This is a genomic window from Marinicrinis sediminis, assembly GCF_042685085.1.
In the GTDB taxonomy this organism is placed as follows: domain Bacteria; phylum Bacillota; class Bacilli; order Paenibacillales; family KCTC-33676; genus Marinicrinis; species Marinicrinis sediminis.
This window is the reverse complement of the sequence record NZ_JBHUMM010000005.1, coordinates 40,819-57,022: the sequence shown is the minus strand read 5'-3', so window position 1 is coordinate 57,022 and position 16,204 is coordinate 40,819. Positions and strand designations below refer to the sequence as shown.

Here is a 16,204-nt window from a genome sequence, read left to right as displayed (position 1 = left end):
CGTGGCCGAACAAACGACTGCAAACCGTACCATTCGCCTCATTGTCACCCGTCAGGATGATCCGACTTCCAAGTCTTATAAGGAAGAATTCGAGATCCCGTATCGTTCCAACATGAATGTCATCAGTGCACTGATGGAGATTCAGCGAAATCCGGTAGACGTGGAAGGTAAGAAAACCTCTCCGGTATGCTGGGAATCCAACTGTCTGGAGGAAGTGTGCGGTGCTTGCTCGATGGTGATCAATGGCAAGCCGAGACAGGCCTGTACGGCACTCGTAGACAAACTGGAGCAGCCGATTCGCATTGAACCGATGAAGACCTTCCCGGTCATTCGTGATGTCGTGATCGATCGTGGCAGCATGTTTGACTCATTGAAGCGTGTGAAGGCATGGATTCCGATTGATGGCACTTATGATCTTGGCCCAGGACCGCGTATGGCAGAGACCAAGCGTCAATGGGCGTATGAGCTGTCCAAATGCATGACCTGCGGAGTCTGTCTGGAAGCGTGCCCGAATGTGAATGACAAAACAAGTTTTATCGGACCGGCTCCGATTTCCCAAGTACGCTTGTTCAATGCCCATCCAACAGGTGAGATGAACAAGGAAGAGCGTTTGGATACGTTGATGGAAGATGGCGGTATTGAGGGCTGCGGGAACTCACAGAACTGCGTGCAAGCCTGTCCAAAGGGCATACCTTTAACTACTTCCATTGCCGCGATCAACAAGGATACCACCAAGCAGATGTTCAAGAAATGGTTCATGAACTAATACAAGGCGACCCTCTATGAAAAAATGCAGGGAAGCCGATAGGCATGATACGAAAAAGCAGGAGATGCACCCCATCTACCTGCTTTTTTTCATACGCTATACAATGAATATTCAGAGTACTGTGTTATACTAGGATTGATGTGACAAAACACCACATATTTTGACAGACATACATCATGACCTCCTTGTCATATCTTGAATAAATACAAGGAAAAAGTGAAAGGGGATCACGAACACGTATGGACGACAGAGAAGAACATAACAGAGACCATCATGAAAAAAATCATTTCCGGCAAAATGGGGATAAGAGGGGGATACCAAACAGCGAGAATTACAGGGAAATGGCGCAGCATCGACTGAAAGGGATGTGGACGAAGGCTGTGCTGGCTGGATTGGTATACGGATTACTAGTCAGTATACCGAATTACATACCGAATATTGATGATCCTATCTCCATTGTCTTGAGTATTTTCTTGACAGGTCCATTATTTTATGGATTAAGCTTATTTTTCTTGTCCTTTGCAAGGGGGAAAGATACCGCTTATTCCCAGTTGTTTAAAGGCTTCGAGCAACCTTTGAAATCCTTCTTGCTATACGTCATGCAAACGGTACTCACCTTATTATGGACAATGTTACTGATTGTGCCGGGCATCATCGCTTGGTTGAAATATTCAATGGCTTATTATCTGATGATTGATCATCCTGAATTGAAGCCGATGGAGGCGATTCGGGAAAGCACGAGGCTCATGGAAGGAAACAAAATGCGCTACTTCAAGCTGAATCTGAGCTTCCTGGGTTGGTATATCCTTTGCGTTCTAAGTTGCGGGATCGGTTTTTTGTGGGTATTGCCTTATTTATATACGACGCAAGCGCTTTTTTACGAATCGATTCAGAAAGAGAAGGAAACGGGATCAGGATGGCTACTTTCGGAACGAGATGAGAATATGGGGCCGATTGGCGGGGAGCCAGGCAATCCATCCGTATAATTATAATGACATATCGATGAAATGAGGAGGAATGGATGCAAGGTTGGCTTCCTTCCTTTTTTGTGCGTGAATGGCAGATCACCATGGAACAACGAGAGGTGATTTGTTATAATGAGGATTGCACGGAGCCTAAGACATGAGGATGAATTCCAATTATGAATTGGTTAGTAAAATGGTCGTTGAAATCCCGCAGAAATCTAAAGTATTATTTAATTCGCCTGTTTCGTATGAAGAACAGTAATCATCAAATCTCGCTGGGTCTGATCCTCGGATTTTTTCCATGCTGGTTTCCCACCTTTGGCATCGGGCCTTTCCTGTCCATTGCCATCACAAAGATTGCGAAAGGCAATATTGTAGCTGCCGTATTTGCCGCTGCGATCGGTTCCTTCCTTTGGCCGGTTCTCTTTTACTTGAATTATCAGACAGGTTCCTTGTTCCTACCCGATCCACCTGCCCAGGCTGCGCTGCCGGATATCGAATACAATACAGCTCATTATTTGCAACCGATTGTGAATACCTTTCACAAGCTGGGCAAGAGCTTTATGGTGGGTTCATTTTTGAATAGTGTGTTGTTCACCTTTGCAATGTATGGGATCTTGTCAGTGGTTTTCAGCCGCTATCGGGAGCGGGTATTGAACAAATTGAAAAAATCGTCGGCTTCTTAAATAAAAAGAGACTTTTGTTACACAACTGTAATATTCCTGTTATGGTACGATAACGTTCGTTGGGTATTATAATAAGCAAGACCCCCTTTAATAAATAGAGTATGGAAGACCTGCCAGCGAGGCAGGTCCATTTTTTTTGTCTTCATGTTATTTGTCTTTTTATGATAGAGGTCTTCACGATATAAACATATTCAAGCTTATCCATGCAGAGCAGCATGACGAAGGAGTGAGCAGGTGAGATTAAAGGGAAAAGTGGCCCTTGTTACTGGAGGTTCCAGAGGACTTGGAAAAGTGATGAGTCAAGTGCTCGCCAGTGAGGGCGCCTATGTCATTGTAAATTATGCACATCAGCCAGAAGCAGCCGAACAGGTTGTACGAGACATTCAATCCCGGAACGGACAGGCTGCCGCGTGCCAAGCTGATGTTACAAATGAATCAAGCGTATACCAATTGATTGAACAGGCAGAGAAGCTTGCAGGTAGTTCGATTGATATAGTTATTAATAATGCGACAGGTGCCCAGCCGACAAAATCGATGGCGCAATCGACATGGGAAGACTACTTGCAGCAGTTGAACTTTTCAGTGAAGGGACCACTTTACATTTTGCAGGCTGTATGGCCTTCTATGAAGGAAAAGGGAAGAGGGAGTATCATCCATATCGGTAGTGAGGTCATTCATAATGGGCCGGCCCATTTTGCCCATTATGCCACAGCCAAGTCCGCCATGCTCGGGATGACTCGCTCCTGGGCGCAGGAACTGGGTCAGCATGGCATTCGGGTAAATCTGCTAAATCCGGGGTTTATTCCAGTCGAACGTCATGAAGACGTTGGCGAGCAAGCGATTGAGGATTATCGGCAGCACGTTCCGATGCAAAGAATGGGCGTCCCTATGGACATTGCGCAAGCCGTCCTCTTTCTCGCCTCCGACGATTCTTCCTTCATAACCGGCCAATCCATCACCGTAAACGGCGGAAACACCTTCGGAATCTAATTTCAACAAAAAACAGAGAGAGGAAAAGGGCGACATTTGCGCTTCACAGCAATAGGAGCCCGTTCCTGTCTCACCATTCACTCCACAAAAAAACAGAGAGAGGAAAAGGGCGACATTTGCGTTTCACAGCAATAGGAGCCCGTTCCTCTCTCTGTTTTTCATATCCCCACCATATACCGCTCACGTGCGCGAAAGCAGGCCCATTCCTTGAATCCGATCTCCTTTAGTCTGGTTGCCACCATTTCGAACTCATCGCCTACGCGTGAGGGAACGTGGGCATCCGAACCGAATGTCACCTTCACGCCATAATAAAGCGCCTTTTCCAGGATGTCATCCGATGGATACCAGCCACCAACATCCTTTGTTTTGCCTGAAGTGTTGATCTCAATCACCACATCGTTTTCGGCAATCACTTGGAGAGTAGTTTCAATCCGGTTTGTTTCAATGTCAGAAAACTCCGGATAAAATCCTTTCATGGCATCGATATGACCCAGAATGTCAAACATGCCACTGCGGGCCGATTGTTCAATAAGATCATAATATTGTTCCTTCACGTCCACCTTCTGCGCCTCGCTCAGTTTTTTCCAGCGATTGCGATTGAAAATACTGATGCCGTTCACGTAATGGACGGAGCCGATGACATAATCAAAGGGAACCTGCCGATAGGCCGCCTGATAGGCATCCAGCACGTCGGGAAAATAGTCCGACTCCAGGCCAAGCAGCACTTCGATCCGATCCGCATATTCTTGCTTCAGGGCAAGCACTTCCTGGATGTACGGTGTGAACGCACTTTTTGCCATCGCAATGTGTGGGAAGGCCTGATCCTCCTTCTTGGCAAAATAGGGAGAATGATCGGAGATGCCGATAACCGACAAACCTTCCTTCATCGCAGCCTCGACATAGTGACGGATACTTCCTTCTGCATGGCCGCAGCGATCATGATGCGTATGCAAATCGAATTTCATGGTTTCCTCCTTGTCTACGCTTATTCAGAGCCTAGAAACTGGGATTCCGGCATGCCTTTCAAATCATTCAAAAACTGGCGTATGGCTGCATTCAGATAACGTCCTGACCGATAAAAAACACTGACAGGCTGGGCGATACTCAGCTCATGCAGTTGAATGCGTTTTAGTGTGCCCCTTTTCAATTCCTGGGTAATCGCAGATCGGGATATAATCGCCGCTCCCAGATTGATCTCGACCATCCGTTTGACTTCTTCACTGCTGGACAGCTCCATGACGACCTGGGGCTGAATATGGAATTGCAGCAGCAATCGATCCAGAAACTTGCGGCCCGCTGTTTCTGGTGACAGCATAATCATGGGCAAATCCTTCAAACAATGAATCGAGGCATGGCTTTTTTCCGCCAGTGGATGCTCAGGTGCCACAACCAGCTCAAAGCTGTCGTAATACAAGATCGATGATTCAAGCTGGGGATTTTGGTCAAACATAAACGAAATCCCCAAATCGATACTGCCATTCTCCACACTGGAAATGACCTGGGACGAGGTCATGGAATGAATCGTCGTCTTGATCATTGGAAACTGATCCTGGAAATAGGACAACACGCGCGGCAGCACCTGAATCGCAATGGAGGTAGTCGTGCCAAGCTGTATGTTTCCCTGTGGCAGCTGGTGCAGGTCAGAAAGGCGCTGCTTCAGTTCTTCTACCTGACCCAGGATTTTTGAAGCTTGTTCAAGAAAAATTTTGCCGCTTTCGGTTAAGGTAACAGGATGATTGCGGTTCAGCAGAACCGTCTGGAACTCGTCCTCCAGACTCTTGATTTGTGCGGACACCGCAGGCTGCGTTAAATTCAGCACTTCCCCGGCCTTGCGAAAACTTTTCGTTTGAGAGACTGCAATTAAGGTCTCCAATTGATTGACGTTCATATGCACTCCCCCATGCATATATAGATGAATTTTATCATGATTGAAAAGCGTATTTATTTTGTTTATCTGTCTATCCTGTCCTTCATTATAGCGAAGTCAGGTTCAATAAGAAAGAAAACCCGTATTTTTCTTGGAATTTTCATGAAAACAAGGTATATTAACGAGAGATTTGATCATGAAAACGGCATGGGGAAGGGACGGAGAAGAAGTATGGAGTCTAGCATTGTATGGATTACAGGGGCGTCCAGCGGTATCGGCGCTGAAATGGCACGGGAGGTGGCTAAGCGAGGTCACATTCCCATTCTCACTGCCCGTTCTCTGCCTGCCCTGCAGCAGATTGCCCGTTCCATCCCTGGCCCTAGTGGTGTATACCAGATGGATGTCACACAGGAAGAGGATGTGACCAGAGTCGTTCAGCAAATCATGACGGATTGGAAGTGCATTGACGTATGTATCAATAACGCAGGCTTCGGTGTGTTCAAATCGGTGGAGGAAACGACGATGGAAGAGATCCAGTCGATGATGAATGTGAACTATACCGGTTTGGTACGCTGTACGAAAGCCGTTCTCCCTGCAATGAGAAGCCGCGGAAAAGGACATGTTATCAATATTGCATCCCTGGCGGGCAAAGTAGGCACTGCCAAATCAGCGGGTTATGCCGCTACCAAGCATGCGGTGATCGGCTTTTCTTCCGCTTTGCGGCAGGAATTAAGAGGTTCCGGAATTCGCGTGTCTCTGGTCAACCCAGGTCCGATTGAGACACCGTTCTTTCATATTGCGGACCCGGATGGGACGTATGTCAATAATCTGCCGAAGTGGATGCTGCTCAAACCGGAAAAAGTCGCCCAGCGGGTGGTCGCCATCATCGGCTCCAATCGTCTGGAATTGAATTTGCCGTTTTATTCAGGCTGGGCTGCAAAATTTGCCCTCTTATTTCCTCGTTTCTTCGACCGCTGGATGTCCAGAATGGTCAATCGAAAATAGAGGCTGTCAACCGATAGAAATGAATCGATGAGGTGTTGAAAATGAGTGAGTCATGGAATGAACTCCAACTGCCCAGTGAGTGGTCAGAGTTCATGATAAACGAAGGTAAAACAGCCCCCACTGCCATTCAGGCGGCTGCATGGGCTACGATACAGGGTGAAGAGGACACAATCATCCAGTCTCATACCGGATCAGGGAAAACACTGGCCTACTTGCTGCCTCTGATGACCCGAATTGCGAAACAGCCAGACATCAAAACACCGCAAGCGGTCATTGTCGTTCCTACGCGTGAATTGGCGATGCAGATCGTGAACGTCATCCGGGATCTGCAATCTGTTACAGGACTTGCGGCCATTCCGCTTATCGGGGGTGTCAATATTCAGCGGCAAATTGAAAACCTGAAGAAGCATCCGCAAATCGTCGTTGGAACCACCAGCCGCATCGTGGAACTGATTGAGCTCAAAAAGCTGAAGATGCATCAGGTACAAGCCATCGTCATGGATGAAGTGGATCAAATGCTGGCGCTGAAGCAGCAGAATGAATTGAGCAAAATCATCCAGTCTACCTTAAAGGAGCGGCAATTGGTTGCGGTATCGGCGACCATCAATCAAGCGGTGCGGGATTATTTGAACACATGGAGCTCTGCCGTCCGGTTTGTCTATGTGCCGCATGAAGACAAGCTGCCACCGACTATTGCGCATGGCTATGTCGTGTGTGAGCAGAGAGAGAAGATCGACATGCTCAGGAAGCTGCTGCGTTCCATGAAGCTGAACCGGGCGATTATCTTCACCAATGAAATGGATCAGATTGCCGGTATCGTGCAGAAGCTGACCTTCCACCGACTGAAGGTCGCGGCGATCTATGGCGATCAGGAACAGGTGGAGCGGGCCCACATTATTCAGCAGTTCCGCTCAGGGAAAGTGCCGTTTTTGGTTACGACCGACCTGGGTTCGAGAGGCCTGGACATTGAACAGATCGAAGCCGTCATTCAGTTTGATCCAGCATTGACAACGGATCAATACGTTCACCGTGCAGGACGCACCGGACGGATGGGGACTGCTGGTCGTGTCATGACGTTTGCGACGTCGCGGGAAGTGGCGGAACTGGTTCGGATGGGGAACAGACTGGAGATTGAGCTTGTGGAGCAGGCTTATTATGAAGGGAAGTGGCTGAGTCCGGAGCAGGCTAAACAGCTCAAATCCGGTAATCGGTCGCAGGCGAAATCCCGTAAAAAACCAGTCTCAAAGACCCAAGTTTCCAAAAAAGAAGGTCGCCATCGGGATCAGAAAAGCAAGGGGGCTCCACGCTGGCTCAAGGAAAAAGGAAACCAAGGGCGTCCTTGATGATAGGATCTTGCTAATCTAGTCAATTGGTCACCCCCCAAATGAAAACGACACGCTCCGAATGCTTAGTTGTACATAGGTGATTGTCCGTAAAGCATGCCATGCAAGTATGTCAGGCAGGAAAGCCGAGCATGCAGCCAAGCATGTATGCCATAACGGGATCAGCCTGAATAATAAGCGAGGAGCGTGTTTGTGTGACACAGAACAAATGGATGAAGAACTTACTGGTAGGCGGATTGTCACTGGCCATGATCGCAGGAGGAACATCCGGCGCATTGGCACACGGTAAAGGCAAGGGACATGAGAAGATCAAGCATGAATTTTCTTTTAAGGGAAAACAGAAAGTGGAAGTGAAGATTACCTTCTCGGATCTGGAGCGTTTTCCATGGGCCCAGCATAATATTGCCAGCCTTGCTTCCCAGCGTATATTTGACGGATATGAAGATGGCACCTTCAAACCGGAACGCTCTGTTTCCCGTCTGGAAGCCATCGTGACCGCAGTAAGATTGATGGGACTGCGGGAAGAAGCCGAATCAGAAGAAGCGATGAAAACTGAACTGAATTTCAAGGATGCCAATCAGGTGTACCGCAAATATCCGAATGCCGTAGGCTACATCGCGACAGCACTGGAAAATGATCTGTTTATTGAAACGGAGGATAAACTGCATCTTGAAAAGCCCGCCAATCGACTATGGACCACGATTTTGCTCGTGAAGGCCATGGGGCTGGAGGAAGAAGCGAAGGCAAGCATGAATGATCCGCTTGATTTCAAAGATGAGGATGATATTCCGGCTGGTGCAAGAGGGTATGTGGCAGTTGCGGTGGAGAATGGCATCATTTATGGATACCCGAACGGGAAATTTCAGCCGAACAAACCAGTAAATCGTGCGGAAATTGCGGCTTTCCTCGATCGTGCCAGTCGCCAGCTTCCGGACTTTGGAGACAACATGACGCAAAGAGGCACGCTCGCAGCCCAGTCTGAGGACGGGGTGCTTGTGATCGCGACCAAAGACGGAGACGCTCTGGAGTTATCCCTGGACCCGAACGCATTTGTATTTCGTGATGGGGAAAAGGTGAGCGCAGAGGACCTTGAAATGGGCGATGACCTGTTTATCCACCTGTACAATGGTGTCATTGTATTTGTCGAGGTACTGAACGCGGATGAGCAGGACGAGCATGGGGAAGACGAAGATGAGGATCGTGATGAAGAGCACGATGAAGATCGGGACGATGATGAAAATGAAGACGGTGAAGAAGGGGACAAGGATGATGACGAAGCGGCCTTTGTCCTGGGAACAGTAACCGGGTCTGTCTATGACAATGACCAGATCATGCTGATGGTCGATGGGAAGAAACAGTCCTACACCTTGCACAGTGAAGTAAGCGTGAAGATGGAAGGGGAAAAGATCGGGCTTGAAGATCTGCAAGCTGGCGATATCGTCCTGGCCAGCGTTCACGACCAGCAAGTTCGTCAGCTCCATGTCATTTATCGTGCCCAGCAGGAGCAATTCGAGGTAAGTGGGTATCTGCAAGGCTATACGCTGAATAGCGAAGGAGAACTTGCAACCATTCTGATTCGAGATGAATTGGACGCGGACAGCCAGATCAGCATCTATCCGGTTGGCAAGCAAGTATCCATTCACGGAGATGCAAGCAAGTTGATAGAAAACCAGTCCATCTCATTGAAAGGCAGCCAGCAGACTGTTCATCATATTACGATTCTGTAAAGCTATTCATCACGCGATGAAGAGATAGACAGCAAGGTTAGAGAAGATCGAACCTGCTATTGACCAGGATCGGATGCCAATACGAAAGGGGAGCCCAGTTGCGGCTCCCCTTTTCAATAGGGTCATGATTCGTTAATATAGGTGACGATTCTTTGTTTGTCATTTCCTATACAGGCTATTCTTCAACGATTTCTACATAGCTGCCTACGACGATAATGCTATTGGTAAAACCGCCACCCACATTATCAAAACCGGAATGAATGGTGGGAACCCCAATAAAGGAAATAGCATCACCCTCAAATATCTCGGTGCTGCTTACATAAATGATCTCATAGTTTTCTTCTTCCGCTTCATTATTGACAATTCGCATTCATACGAGGCATTCGATATAATTGGAGAAAAGAAACATCCTTGTACATCATACACAGGAGAGGCAGTTGGATTGGCAGGAGGAGAGATAAAGCATGACCTTACTGAAAGTAGAGAATTTGACAGGTGGATACAGCATCAACAAGCCGGTGCTGCATGAGGTTAATCTGCAAGTGTCCGCAGGGCAAATGGTCGGATTGATCGGATTGAACGGAGCAGGCAAAAGTACCACCATCAAGCATATATTGGGCATGATGAAGCCCCACTCGGGGAGCGTGACCTTGCATGGCAAGAGACTGGATGAAGATCCCATGGCCTACCGGCAAACCTATGCGTATGTACCCGAATCTCCACTCATTTATGAAGAACTCACGGTGCTGGAGCATATGGAGATGACCGCGATGTCTCGCAATTTGTCCCGGGCTGACTTTCAGAAACAGACGGAGGAGCTGCTGGAGCGCTTCCAGATGACGAAGCATCAGAAGAAATTGTCTGCCTATTTATCCAAAGGAATGAAGCAGAAGCTGATGATCATGAATGCGTTTTTAGCCAAACCGGATGTATATATCATAGACGAGCCGTTTCTCGGACTGGACCCGCTTGCAATGCGTTCCCTACTGGAGAAGCTGGACAAGGAGCGAAAAGAAGGAGCGGGCATCTTAATGAGCTCTCATATTTTGTCTACGATCGAGAAGTATGGGGACCAGTTCATTATTCTGGATCAAGGGCGTGTCAATGCGAGTGGGACACTAAGCGAGCTGAGAACCCTGTGCGGAGAGCCGAAAGCGGGATTGGATCGGATTTTTGAATTGCGTGTACTGGATGGTCGGGTAACATGAATATGGATGCTTTGTACAAGCAGCGAAGACAGCAATTTTGGGGCAAGGTACTACCGTTTCTGCGATATGTGCTGAGCAGCGGGTTTTTGTTTTTTGCCGGTGCCTGCGGAAGCGTGTTTATCTATTACTATCAAAAGCTGCTCGATGCGTTTCCGGCAGATTTCCCTTTTGTCTGGGTAGCTGTACTGGTTTTGCTGCCATTTGTGCTGATCACCCCGCTGCGTACGTACCTGCAGGAGGCCGATCTTGTTTTTTTGATGGCCAATCCGATTCCGATGTCTCCGTATATGGGCATGATCATGCGCAGAGCCTGGTTGTTGAAATCGGTCCTGATCTTGTTGCCCTGGTTTTTGCTGTGGCCGCTCTATCGGCTGTGGATAGATGAAGCTGACTTGTCGCTTCTGCTATTCGTCTGGGTGTATGCCGGGCTTCTGGTCCTGCAGCTGCTAAATGTGTGGGGAAGATGGATAGAAGTGAGTCTCGTTGCCACTGTGCAACGTGTATTACTACTGCAGGTTCGCAGAATAGCCATGTTTTTGATCCTGTTTTTATTTTTTGCCCGCGGAACGGTGGAAGCACTGCTCGTGCTGGTATTGTTTGTGGTAATCGTGTTGTTGGCAGCTGTCTTTTTGCCGCGTCACCCTCTACCATGGGAGTACCTTATCCAGTCTGAGAAACGGGATCGGGCCCGTGTTTATCGCACACTCCAGTTATTTGTGGATGTACCGTTCCTGCAAGCTGATACGAAGCGGGTCTCTCGTGTTGCGCTCTGGCTGGGACACCGGACAAAATGGCTTCCCTTTCGTTCAGAGTGGAAATTTCATCATCTGAATAGCAAGCTGTTCATCAGAGGGGAAGAAGCTGGCATTATATTGAGGCAATGGCTCGTTGTGGCCCTGTTGATGGGGGTCAGTTCAACAACGGTGGTTACCCTGCTGTTTGCAGCAGCTGGATGGTACGTAACTGCCGTTCAGCTGACGGTGTACGCCAGACGCATGACAGACAAGCGTATTTGGCACTCTTATGCCATATCTCCCGAGGAGCCCGTGGCAGCAGCCAGCAGCGTATCCTTTTGGCTGTATGCGGTAGGGGCCATCTGGATCGGCATTTGGCTGCTCGTGCTTGCCTGGAGTATCTGGAGTGTCATCTTGGTTTTCGCAGCGCTCGTGTTGTCACGTTTGTACTTTATAGGGGTACTGAGACGAAAGCTAAGCAAAGAGCAGGAGAGGATATAGGCGGACAGAAGGCTTTGTTTTTTCTTGACTACTCTGTTATGCTAGAAAAGAATGATTGCGTGTGACAACCAGAAACGCTATCTACAGGGAGATGGAAGAAGACCGATGATCAGAGAACTGTTGGACTGGATCAAGACGATTGCCATTGCACTCGTGCTTGTTTTACTTATAAAGACGTTTTTGTTGGGCAATTATCAGGTGGAAGGACAGTCCATGGAGCCCAATTTTTATGATGGGGAACGCATTATTGTGAACAAGATTATCTATGATTTTCGGGAACCTAAACGTGGAGAAGTCATCGTGCTTCATTCACCCGACGGCAGAGATTTTATCAAACGGATTATTGCTCTGCCGGGCGAAACGATTGAAGTCAAGGGCGACGACGTGCTGATTAACGGAGAGAAACTCGAAGAACCTTATCTGGAAGAAGCCGTGCGAAGGGAAATCGAGCAGGGTCGTCAATACAATTATTCCAATGATCCCTTGAAGACGGTACCGGAAGACCAGTATTTTGTCATGGGGGATAATCGTCCATATAGCAAGGACAGCAGAGAAATTGGATTCATTCCTGCAGACGATATTGTGGGCAGAGCAGACCTGATATATTGGCCATTTCCTGATTTTCAGCTCCTGAGATATGATTAAACACAACCAACCAACACGTCTGGATGTCTGGTCACATGACAGACAAAGGATGTGTTGGTTGTTTTTTTGACGTATTCGTTGCTTGGTTTATTCGGTTTTAGTTCCGGTTTCGGTTCCGTTTCCGGTTTCGAACAGCGGGGCATAGGCCCCATATCCTTTCGCTTCCAATTCAGAGGCTGGAATAAAGCGCAAGGCTGCGGAATTGATACAGTATCGAAGTCCGGTAGGCTCAGGACCGTCTTCAAATACGTGACCGAGATGGGAATCAGCATACCGGCTGCGGACCTCTATTCGAACAGCGATCAGACTGCGGTCTTCCTCATACACGATATGGTTGGGTTCAAGGGGCTTGGTGAAACTCGGCCAACCTGTATGGGAATCATACTTGTCCGTTGAGCTGAACAAGGCTTCGCCGGAAACGATATCGACATAGATGCCGGGTTCTTTCAGATCCCAGTATTCATTCTCGTAAGCTCTTTCTGTACCATCTTCCTGGGTAACTTCGTATTGAAGATCAGTAAGCTCTTTCAGTCTTTCCGCTTTGTTGAAGGAGGGGATAAGGGAATCATCCAGTGAGATTTGTGGCTCATACTCGCGTTCATCCCCCCAAGTCTGCTCCAGATAATCATCTCTTCCAGATCCATCTCGGTAATACGAATAGCGCAGGGCGTTCTTCTTGTAGTAATCCTGATGGTATTCTTCCGCGGGGTAGAAGATGCCGGCCTCCACAATTTCAGTTACGATAGGGGCCTGGAATCTGCCGGAATCTTGCAATTGGTCACGTGAATCGATGGCGAGCTGCTTTTGCTCCATATCCTGATAGAAGATTGCGCTGCGGTACGATTCGCCCCGATCAACGAATTGGCCACCGTCATCAGTCGGATTGATCTGTCGCCAGAACACCTGGAGAAGATCGGAATAGTGAATCTGTTCCGGGTTGTAATGAACCTGCACGGCTTCCAGATGTCCGGTTGTTCCACTGGATACCTGCTCATAGGTTGGATCTGCTTCCTCTCCACCTGTATAGCCCGAAATGACGTGATAGACTCCGTCCAGCTTCTCAAACGGGGGCTCCATGCACCAAAAGCATCCGCCTGCAAAGGTGGCTGTGGTCAACTCTACACCAGTCTGGTCTGCAATTTGGGAGATCAGATTCTGTGCGGCCTGGACCTCTTGCTGCTGGTATCGATCATAGAAGAAGTAAATCAGACCGGCCAGCACGATCACGGGCAAGCTGACGAAGAGAACGGTTTTACTCAAACGGGACATGCTTCTCACCTCACGGTTTGTCTGTTTTTAGCATTCGAATTCCGGTCATTCCGGGCTGCGTAATTTGGTATCGGGTATCGGAATGGGTACTCCCCGTAGTATACAGATGAAACCTTACAAAAGTATAAACAAATCCGTCAGATTCGAATCGAGGCCTGCAGCACGATAAATGAAAAAAACCTTTTCGGCCTGGAAGGGAAGGCTGATACAGAAGCCTGCCATCCAGGGAAAAGGTGGGTGAGTCTATCAATCATGAATATAAGTGCTTATTTCGCTGCGACCTGCTCCAGATCCTGTACACCCTGGTAGATCGTTTCAAACAGTTGCGCCAGATCCTGTTCTTCGATACAGGAAAAGGCAACACGCAGATCGGTATCTCCCAGCGCGATGGTGCCGATGCCGTATTGTTCGAGCAGATGCGTACGCAAGGTTTCGGGATGGACGGTTTTCAATTTGAGACACATGAAATAGCCGGAGTTAAACGGATAGTAATCCCAGGCGTCATCAAATTTCCCGCTATCCAGCACTTCCTTCGTGCGATTGGCGCGTTTTTTCATGATGTCATATTTTTCCTGCTTTTGTGCTTCAAAACGAGGATCCTGCAGCGCTTTCAGCACAAAGGTCTGGGATGGATGCGGACCGCTAGAGATGGTTGCACGAACAATCCCCATCGTCTTTTGCTCTAACACATGAAGAACGGTTGGATTCTCATGGGCATACGTAATAAAGCCTACGCGGAAACCCCATACATACTCTTCCTTGGTCGCGCCGTCGATCTTGATAGCAAGCACATTCGGATGCAGATTGGCCAGCTTCCCGAAGATCGATTCGTGCAGAGAGTCCTCCTCGAAGAAAAGGGAGAAATAAGCATCGTCAGTTACGACAACGGTTCGAATGCCAGCTTCGGCTCCTGCGAGCAGCGCTTGGATAATGCTGTCGGCTTCCTTCTGCCCAGGTGTATACCCGGTCGGATTGTTCGGGAAGTTAAGGACAACAATCGCTTTTCCTTTATCTTTCTGACTGAGGATGGCTTCCTTGAGGGCTTCTGCATGGAACGCGCGCTCCTCATTGTATAGCGGATAATAGACCATCTCTGCTCCGCGTCTAATCTGGAAAGTCAGCTCATAGTTTTCCCAATTTTTATCGGGGATGATAACGGCATCCCCTTGATCTACAAACAGGTCAGCCACGATGCTCAACCCATGTGTCAGCGCGTTGGTTGCGATTGGATTACTGAAGCTCTTCCCGGCAAGCGAGGGGGTTTCCTTCAGCATTTTTTCTTTCCACAAGCTTCTCAGTTCAGGCTTTCCTGCCGGTGGTGCATAAGGATACAAGTCCTTCGGTTCAAACGCAGACAGTGATTCCTGGATCACTTCCAGATGCATGGGTTTCTTGTTTTCCAGTGCAATACCGATCGTGGCGTTGAAGGTTTTTGCCTTTTGAGCCGCTTCGGCAGATTGACTGATGATGCCTTCTTTCGGGAAATAAATTTGCTTCCCGAGAGTAGACAGCATGGCATAAACGTTCGGGTCTTCCTTTTGAACGGATTCATTCAGTTGTTGAGCAAGCGGATTCATTCGATTCATCCTTCCAGAAAGATTCTGTCATTCATCCTTGCAGGGTATTCGGTGTCTTCACTATGATGAAAACAGCCAAATCACAAATCCCTTATTTGGCATGCAGGGTGCCCAAATGGGTTCCCAGCTTCACCTTGTCGCCAACCTGGATATTGTCATCGGGCTGTAGCGTGCCGTTTTCTGTCAACAAGACGACGGTGGAGCCGAATTCGAAATAAGCCAGCTCACCGCCTCGTTCAACCTGAGGCTGCAAATGATCGGTATATTGAATACTTGCCACATTCAGAGCGCCCACCTTGACGACGGCTACCTCTCCGCAGGCATGCTGCATGTAGGTAACGACCCTCTCGTTTCGACTGAGAACCTTGTTCATGTGGGTCAGACTGAAATCATGTACCGGATAGACTTTACCTTTAATTCGGTCTTTTTCAAGGATGGTCCCTTCGACAGGCGCATGAATGCGGTGGTAGTCGGTTGGACTTAAATATAAGACGTAAAAATAGCCGTGAATGTAATTGATCATGCGCGGGGAATGGTTAAGAAGCTCCTCCAGGTCATAATCCTGTCCCTTAATGTTGAACAGTTGACCCTCCTGGATGACTCCTTTGCCAGTGACGATCGCATCCACCGGACTGATCAGCGATGCTGGATCGGGGTGGATCGGACGGCTGCCTGGCTTGAGGCGTCTGGTGAAGAAGTCGTTTAAACTGGCATATTGATCCATGGATTTTTCCGCTTCCTCGATGTTGATGCCGTAGCTTTTAGCAAATCGCGGAATCAGGCGTTTGCTAAAGCTGGATTTGGCGAATTTGCCGGTCAATTGCGAGATCCATTTGCGAGAGGATAGCTCGGTCAATAGCTTAAACACGGGTTTCATGCCTCATATTCACTCCTGGCTTGAAAGAAAGTTCTATTCGCTTA

16 protein-coding genes are annotated in these 16,204 nt (G+C 48.3%); 10 read left to right on the top strand and 6 right to left on the bottom strand.

Annotated features, from left to right (window positions below; translation table 11 throughout):
• Position 1: 1 nt before the first annotated feature.
• The 4 genes from sdhB (at position 2) to ACFSUC_RS03295 (ending at position 3,407) form a co-directional block, all read left to right on the top strand.
• A complete protein-coding gene (gene sdhB, locus ACFSUC_RS03310; protein ID WP_379928050.1) occupies positions 2 to 766 on the top strand; it encodes a succinate dehydrogenase iron-sulfur subunit in 765 nt (254 codons plus the stop codon).
• A gap of 239 nt (positions 767 to 1,005) precedes the next feature.
• The gene (locus tag ACFSUC_RS03305) at positions 1,006 to 1,752 is read left to right on the top strand and encodes a DUF975 family protein (protein WP_379928048.1); all 747 of its coding nucleotides are present in this window, start codon (positions 1,006 to 1,008) and stop codon (positions 1,750 to 1,752) included.
• A gap of 155 nt (positions 1,753 to 1,907) precedes the next feature.
• Positions 1,908 to 2,417 carry a DUF2062 domain-containing protein gene (locus ACFSUC_RS03300; protein ID WP_379928047.1) on the top strand — a complete coding sequence of 170 codons (510 nt, stop codon included), beginning with the start codon at positions 1,908 to 1,910 and terminating at the stop codon, positions 2,415 to 2,417.
• A gap of 234 nt (positions 2,418 to 2,651) precedes the next feature.
• Positions 2,652 to 3,407, top strand: coding sequence for an SDR family NAD(P)-dependent oxidoreductase (locus tag ACFSUC_RS03295; protein WP_379928045.1), 756 nt, complete (start codon positions 2,652 to 2,654; stop codon positions 3,405 to 3,407).
• A gap of 158 nt (positions 3,408 to 3,565) precedes the next feature.
• On the opposite strand, the gene ACFSUC_RS03290 is transcribed toward ACFSUC_RS03295, so the two are convergent.
• Positions 3,566 to 4,372 (bottom strand): histidinol-phosphatase, encoded by an 807-nt coding sequence (locus ACFSUC_RS03290; RefSeq protein ID WP_379928044.1) that lies wholly within the window; start codon positions 4,370 to 4,372, stop codon positions 3,566 to 3,568.
• A gap of 20 nt (positions 4,373 to 4,392) precedes the next feature.
• Positions 4,393 to 5,295 (bottom strand): LysR family transcriptional regulator, encoded by a 903-nt coding sequence (locus tag ACFSUC_RS03285; protein ID WP_379928043.1) that lies wholly within the window; start codon positions 5,293 to 5,295, stop codon positions 4,393 to 4,395.
• Positions 5,296 to 5,505: 210 nt separating this feature from the next.
• On the opposite strand from ACFSUC_RS03285, the gene ACFSUC_RS03280 reads away from it, so the two are divergent.
• The 3 genes from ACFSUC_RS03280 to ACFSUC_RS03270 all read left to right on the top strand — a co-directional run bounded on the left by ACFSUC_RS03280 (position 5,506) and on the right by ACFSUC_RS03270 (position 9,349).
• Positions 5,506 to 6,279, top strand: coding sequence for an SDR family NAD(P)-dependent oxidoreductase (locus ACFSUC_RS03280; RefSeq protein WP_379928042.1), 774 nt, complete (start codon positions 5,506 to 5,508; stop codon positions 6,277 to 6,279).
• A gap of 41 nt (positions 6,280 to 6,320) precedes the next feature.
• On the top strand, positions 6,321 to 7,622 hold the full coding sequence (locus ACFSUC_RS03275; RefSeq protein ID WP_379928041.1) for a DEAD/DEAH box helicase: 1,302 nt from the start codon (positions 6,321 to 6,323) through the stop codon (positions 7,620 to 7,622).
• A gap of 194 nt (positions 7,623 to 7,816) precedes the next feature.
• Positions 7,817 to 9,349, top strand: a complete 1,533-nt coding sequence (locus ACFSUC_RS03270; RefSeq protein ID WP_379928039.1) for an S-layer homology domain-containing protein — start codon at positions 7,817 to 7,819, stop codon at positions 9,347 to 9,349.
• A 175-nt stretch (positions 9,350 to 9,524) separates the two neighbouring features.
• On the opposite strand, the gene ACFSUC_RS03265 is transcribed toward ACFSUC_RS03270, so the two are convergent.
• Positions 9,525 to 9,719 carry a hypothetical protein gene (locus tag ACFSUC_RS03265; RefSeq protein WP_379928038.1) on the bottom strand — a complete coding sequence of 65 codons (195 nt, stop codon included), beginning with the start codon at positions 9,717 to 9,719 and terminating at the stop codon, positions 9,525 to 9,527.
• A 94-nt stretch (positions 9,720 to 9,813) separates the two neighbouring features.
• Between ACFSUC_RS03265 and ACFSUC_RS03260 the strand changes: the two genes are divergently transcribed.
• The 3 genes from ACFSUC_RS03260 (at position 9,814) to lepB (ending at position 12,437) form a co-directional block, all read left to right on the top strand.
• Entirely contained in the window at positions 9,814 to 10,557 is a 744-nt protein-coding gene (locus tag ACFSUC_RS03260) for an ABC transporter ATP-binding protein (protein WP_379928037.1), read from the top strand.
• On the top strand, positions 10,554 to 11,792 hold the full coding sequence (locus ACFSUC_RS03255; protein ID WP_379928036.1) for an ABC transporter permease: 1,239 nt from the start codon (positions 10,554 to 10,556) through the stop codon (positions 11,790 to 11,792). Before ACFSUC_RS03260 ends, ACFSUC_RS03255 begins: the two co-directional genes overlap by 4 nt.
• A 105-nt stretch (positions 11,793 to 11,897) precedes the next feature.
• Complete coding sequence (gene lepB, locus ACFSUC_RS03250; RefSeq protein WP_379928035.1) at positions 11,898 to 12,437, top strand: signal peptidase I; 540 nt, start codon at positions 11,898 to 11,900, stop codon at positions 12,435 to 12,437.
• Between the two features lie 87 nt (positions 12,438 to 12,524).
• Here the strand turns inward: lepB and msrA are convergent, their stop codons facing one another.
• The 3 genes from msrA to asd all read right to left on the bottom strand — a co-directional run bounded on the left by msrA (position 12,525) and on the right by asd (position 16,160).
• A complete protein-coding gene (gene msrA, locus ACFSUC_RS03245) occupies positions 12,525 to 13,706 on the bottom strand; it encodes a peptide-methionine (S)-S-oxide reductase MsrA (RefSeq protein WP_379928034.1) in 1,182 nt (393 codons plus the stop codon).
• A gap of 266 nt (positions 13,707 to 13,972) precedes the next feature.
• Positions 13,973 to 15,283: an aminotransferase class I/II-fold pyridoxal phosphate-dependent enzyme gene (locus ACFSUC_RS03240; RefSeq protein WP_379928033.1), complete on the bottom strand. Its 1,311-nt coding sequence runs from the start codon at positions 15,281 to 15,283 to the stop codon at positions 13,973 to 13,975.
• A 91-nt stretch (positions 15,284 to 15,374) separates the two neighbouring features.
• Positions 15,375 to 16,160: an archaetidylserine decarboxylase gene (asd, locus tag ACFSUC_RS03235; RefSeq protein WP_379928032.1), complete on the bottom strand. Its 786-nt coding sequence runs from the start codon at positions 16,158 to 16,160 to the stop codon at positions 15,375 to 15,377.
• Between the last annotated feature and the right edge of the window lie 44 nt (positions 16,161 to 16,204).

Excerpts from the sequence above, each read along its gene's own strand:
- ACFSUC_RS03305 (WP_379928048.1), top strand. The coding sequence starts at position 1,006 with ATGGACGACAGAGAAGAACATAACAGAGACCATCATGAAAAAAATCAT.
- ACFSUC_RS03300 (WP_379928047.1), top strand. The coding sequence starts at position 1,908 with ATGAATTGGTTAGTAAAATGGTCGTTGAAATCCCGCAGAAATCTAAAG.
- ACFSUC_RS03290 (WP_379928044.1), bottom strand. The coding sequence starts at position 4,372 with ATGAAATTCGATTTGCATACGCATCATGATCGCTGCGGCCATGCAGAA.
- ACFSUC_RS03285 (WP_379928043.1), bottom strand. The coding sequence starts at position 5,295 with ATGAACGTCAATCAATTGGAGACCTTAATTGCAGTCTCTCAAACGAAA.
- ACFSUC_RS03280 (WP_379928042.1), top strand. The coding sequence starts at position 5,506 with ATGGAGTCTAGCATTGTATGGATTACAGGGGCGTCCAGCGGTATCGGC.
- ACFSUC_RS03275 (WP_379928041.1), top strand. The coding sequence starts at position 6,321 with ATGAGTGAGTCATGGAATGAACTCCAACTGCCCAGTGAGTGGTCAGAG.
- ACFSUC_RS03265 (WP_379928038.1), bottom strand. The coding sequence starts at position 9,719 with ATGCGAATTGTCAATAATGAAGCGGAAGAAGAAAACTATGAGATCATT.
- ACFSUC_RS03260 (WP_379928037.1), top strand. The coding sequence starts at position 9,814 with ATGACCTTACTGAAAGTAGAGAATTTGACAGGTGGATACAGCATCAAC.
- ACFSUC_RS03255 (WP_379928036.1), top strand. The coding sequence starts at position 10,554 with ATGAATATGGATGCTTTGTACAAGCAGCGAAGACAGCAATTTTGGGGC.
- lepB (WP_379928035.1), top strand. The coding sequence starts at position 11,898 with ATGATCAGAGAACTGTTGGACTGGATCAAGACGATTGCCATTGCACTC.
- msrA (WP_379928034.1), bottom strand. The coding sequence starts at position 13,706 with ATGTCCCGTTTGAGTAAAACCGTTCTCTTCGTCAGCTTGCCCGTGATC.
- ACFSUC_RS03240 (WP_379928033.1), bottom strand. The coding sequence starts at position 15,283 with ATGAATCCGCTTGCTCAACAACTGAATGAATCCGTTCAAAAGGAAGAC.
- asd (WP_379928032.1), bottom strand. The coding sequence starts at position 16,160 with ATGAAACCCGTGTTTAAGCTATTGACCGAGCTATCCTCTCGCAAATGG.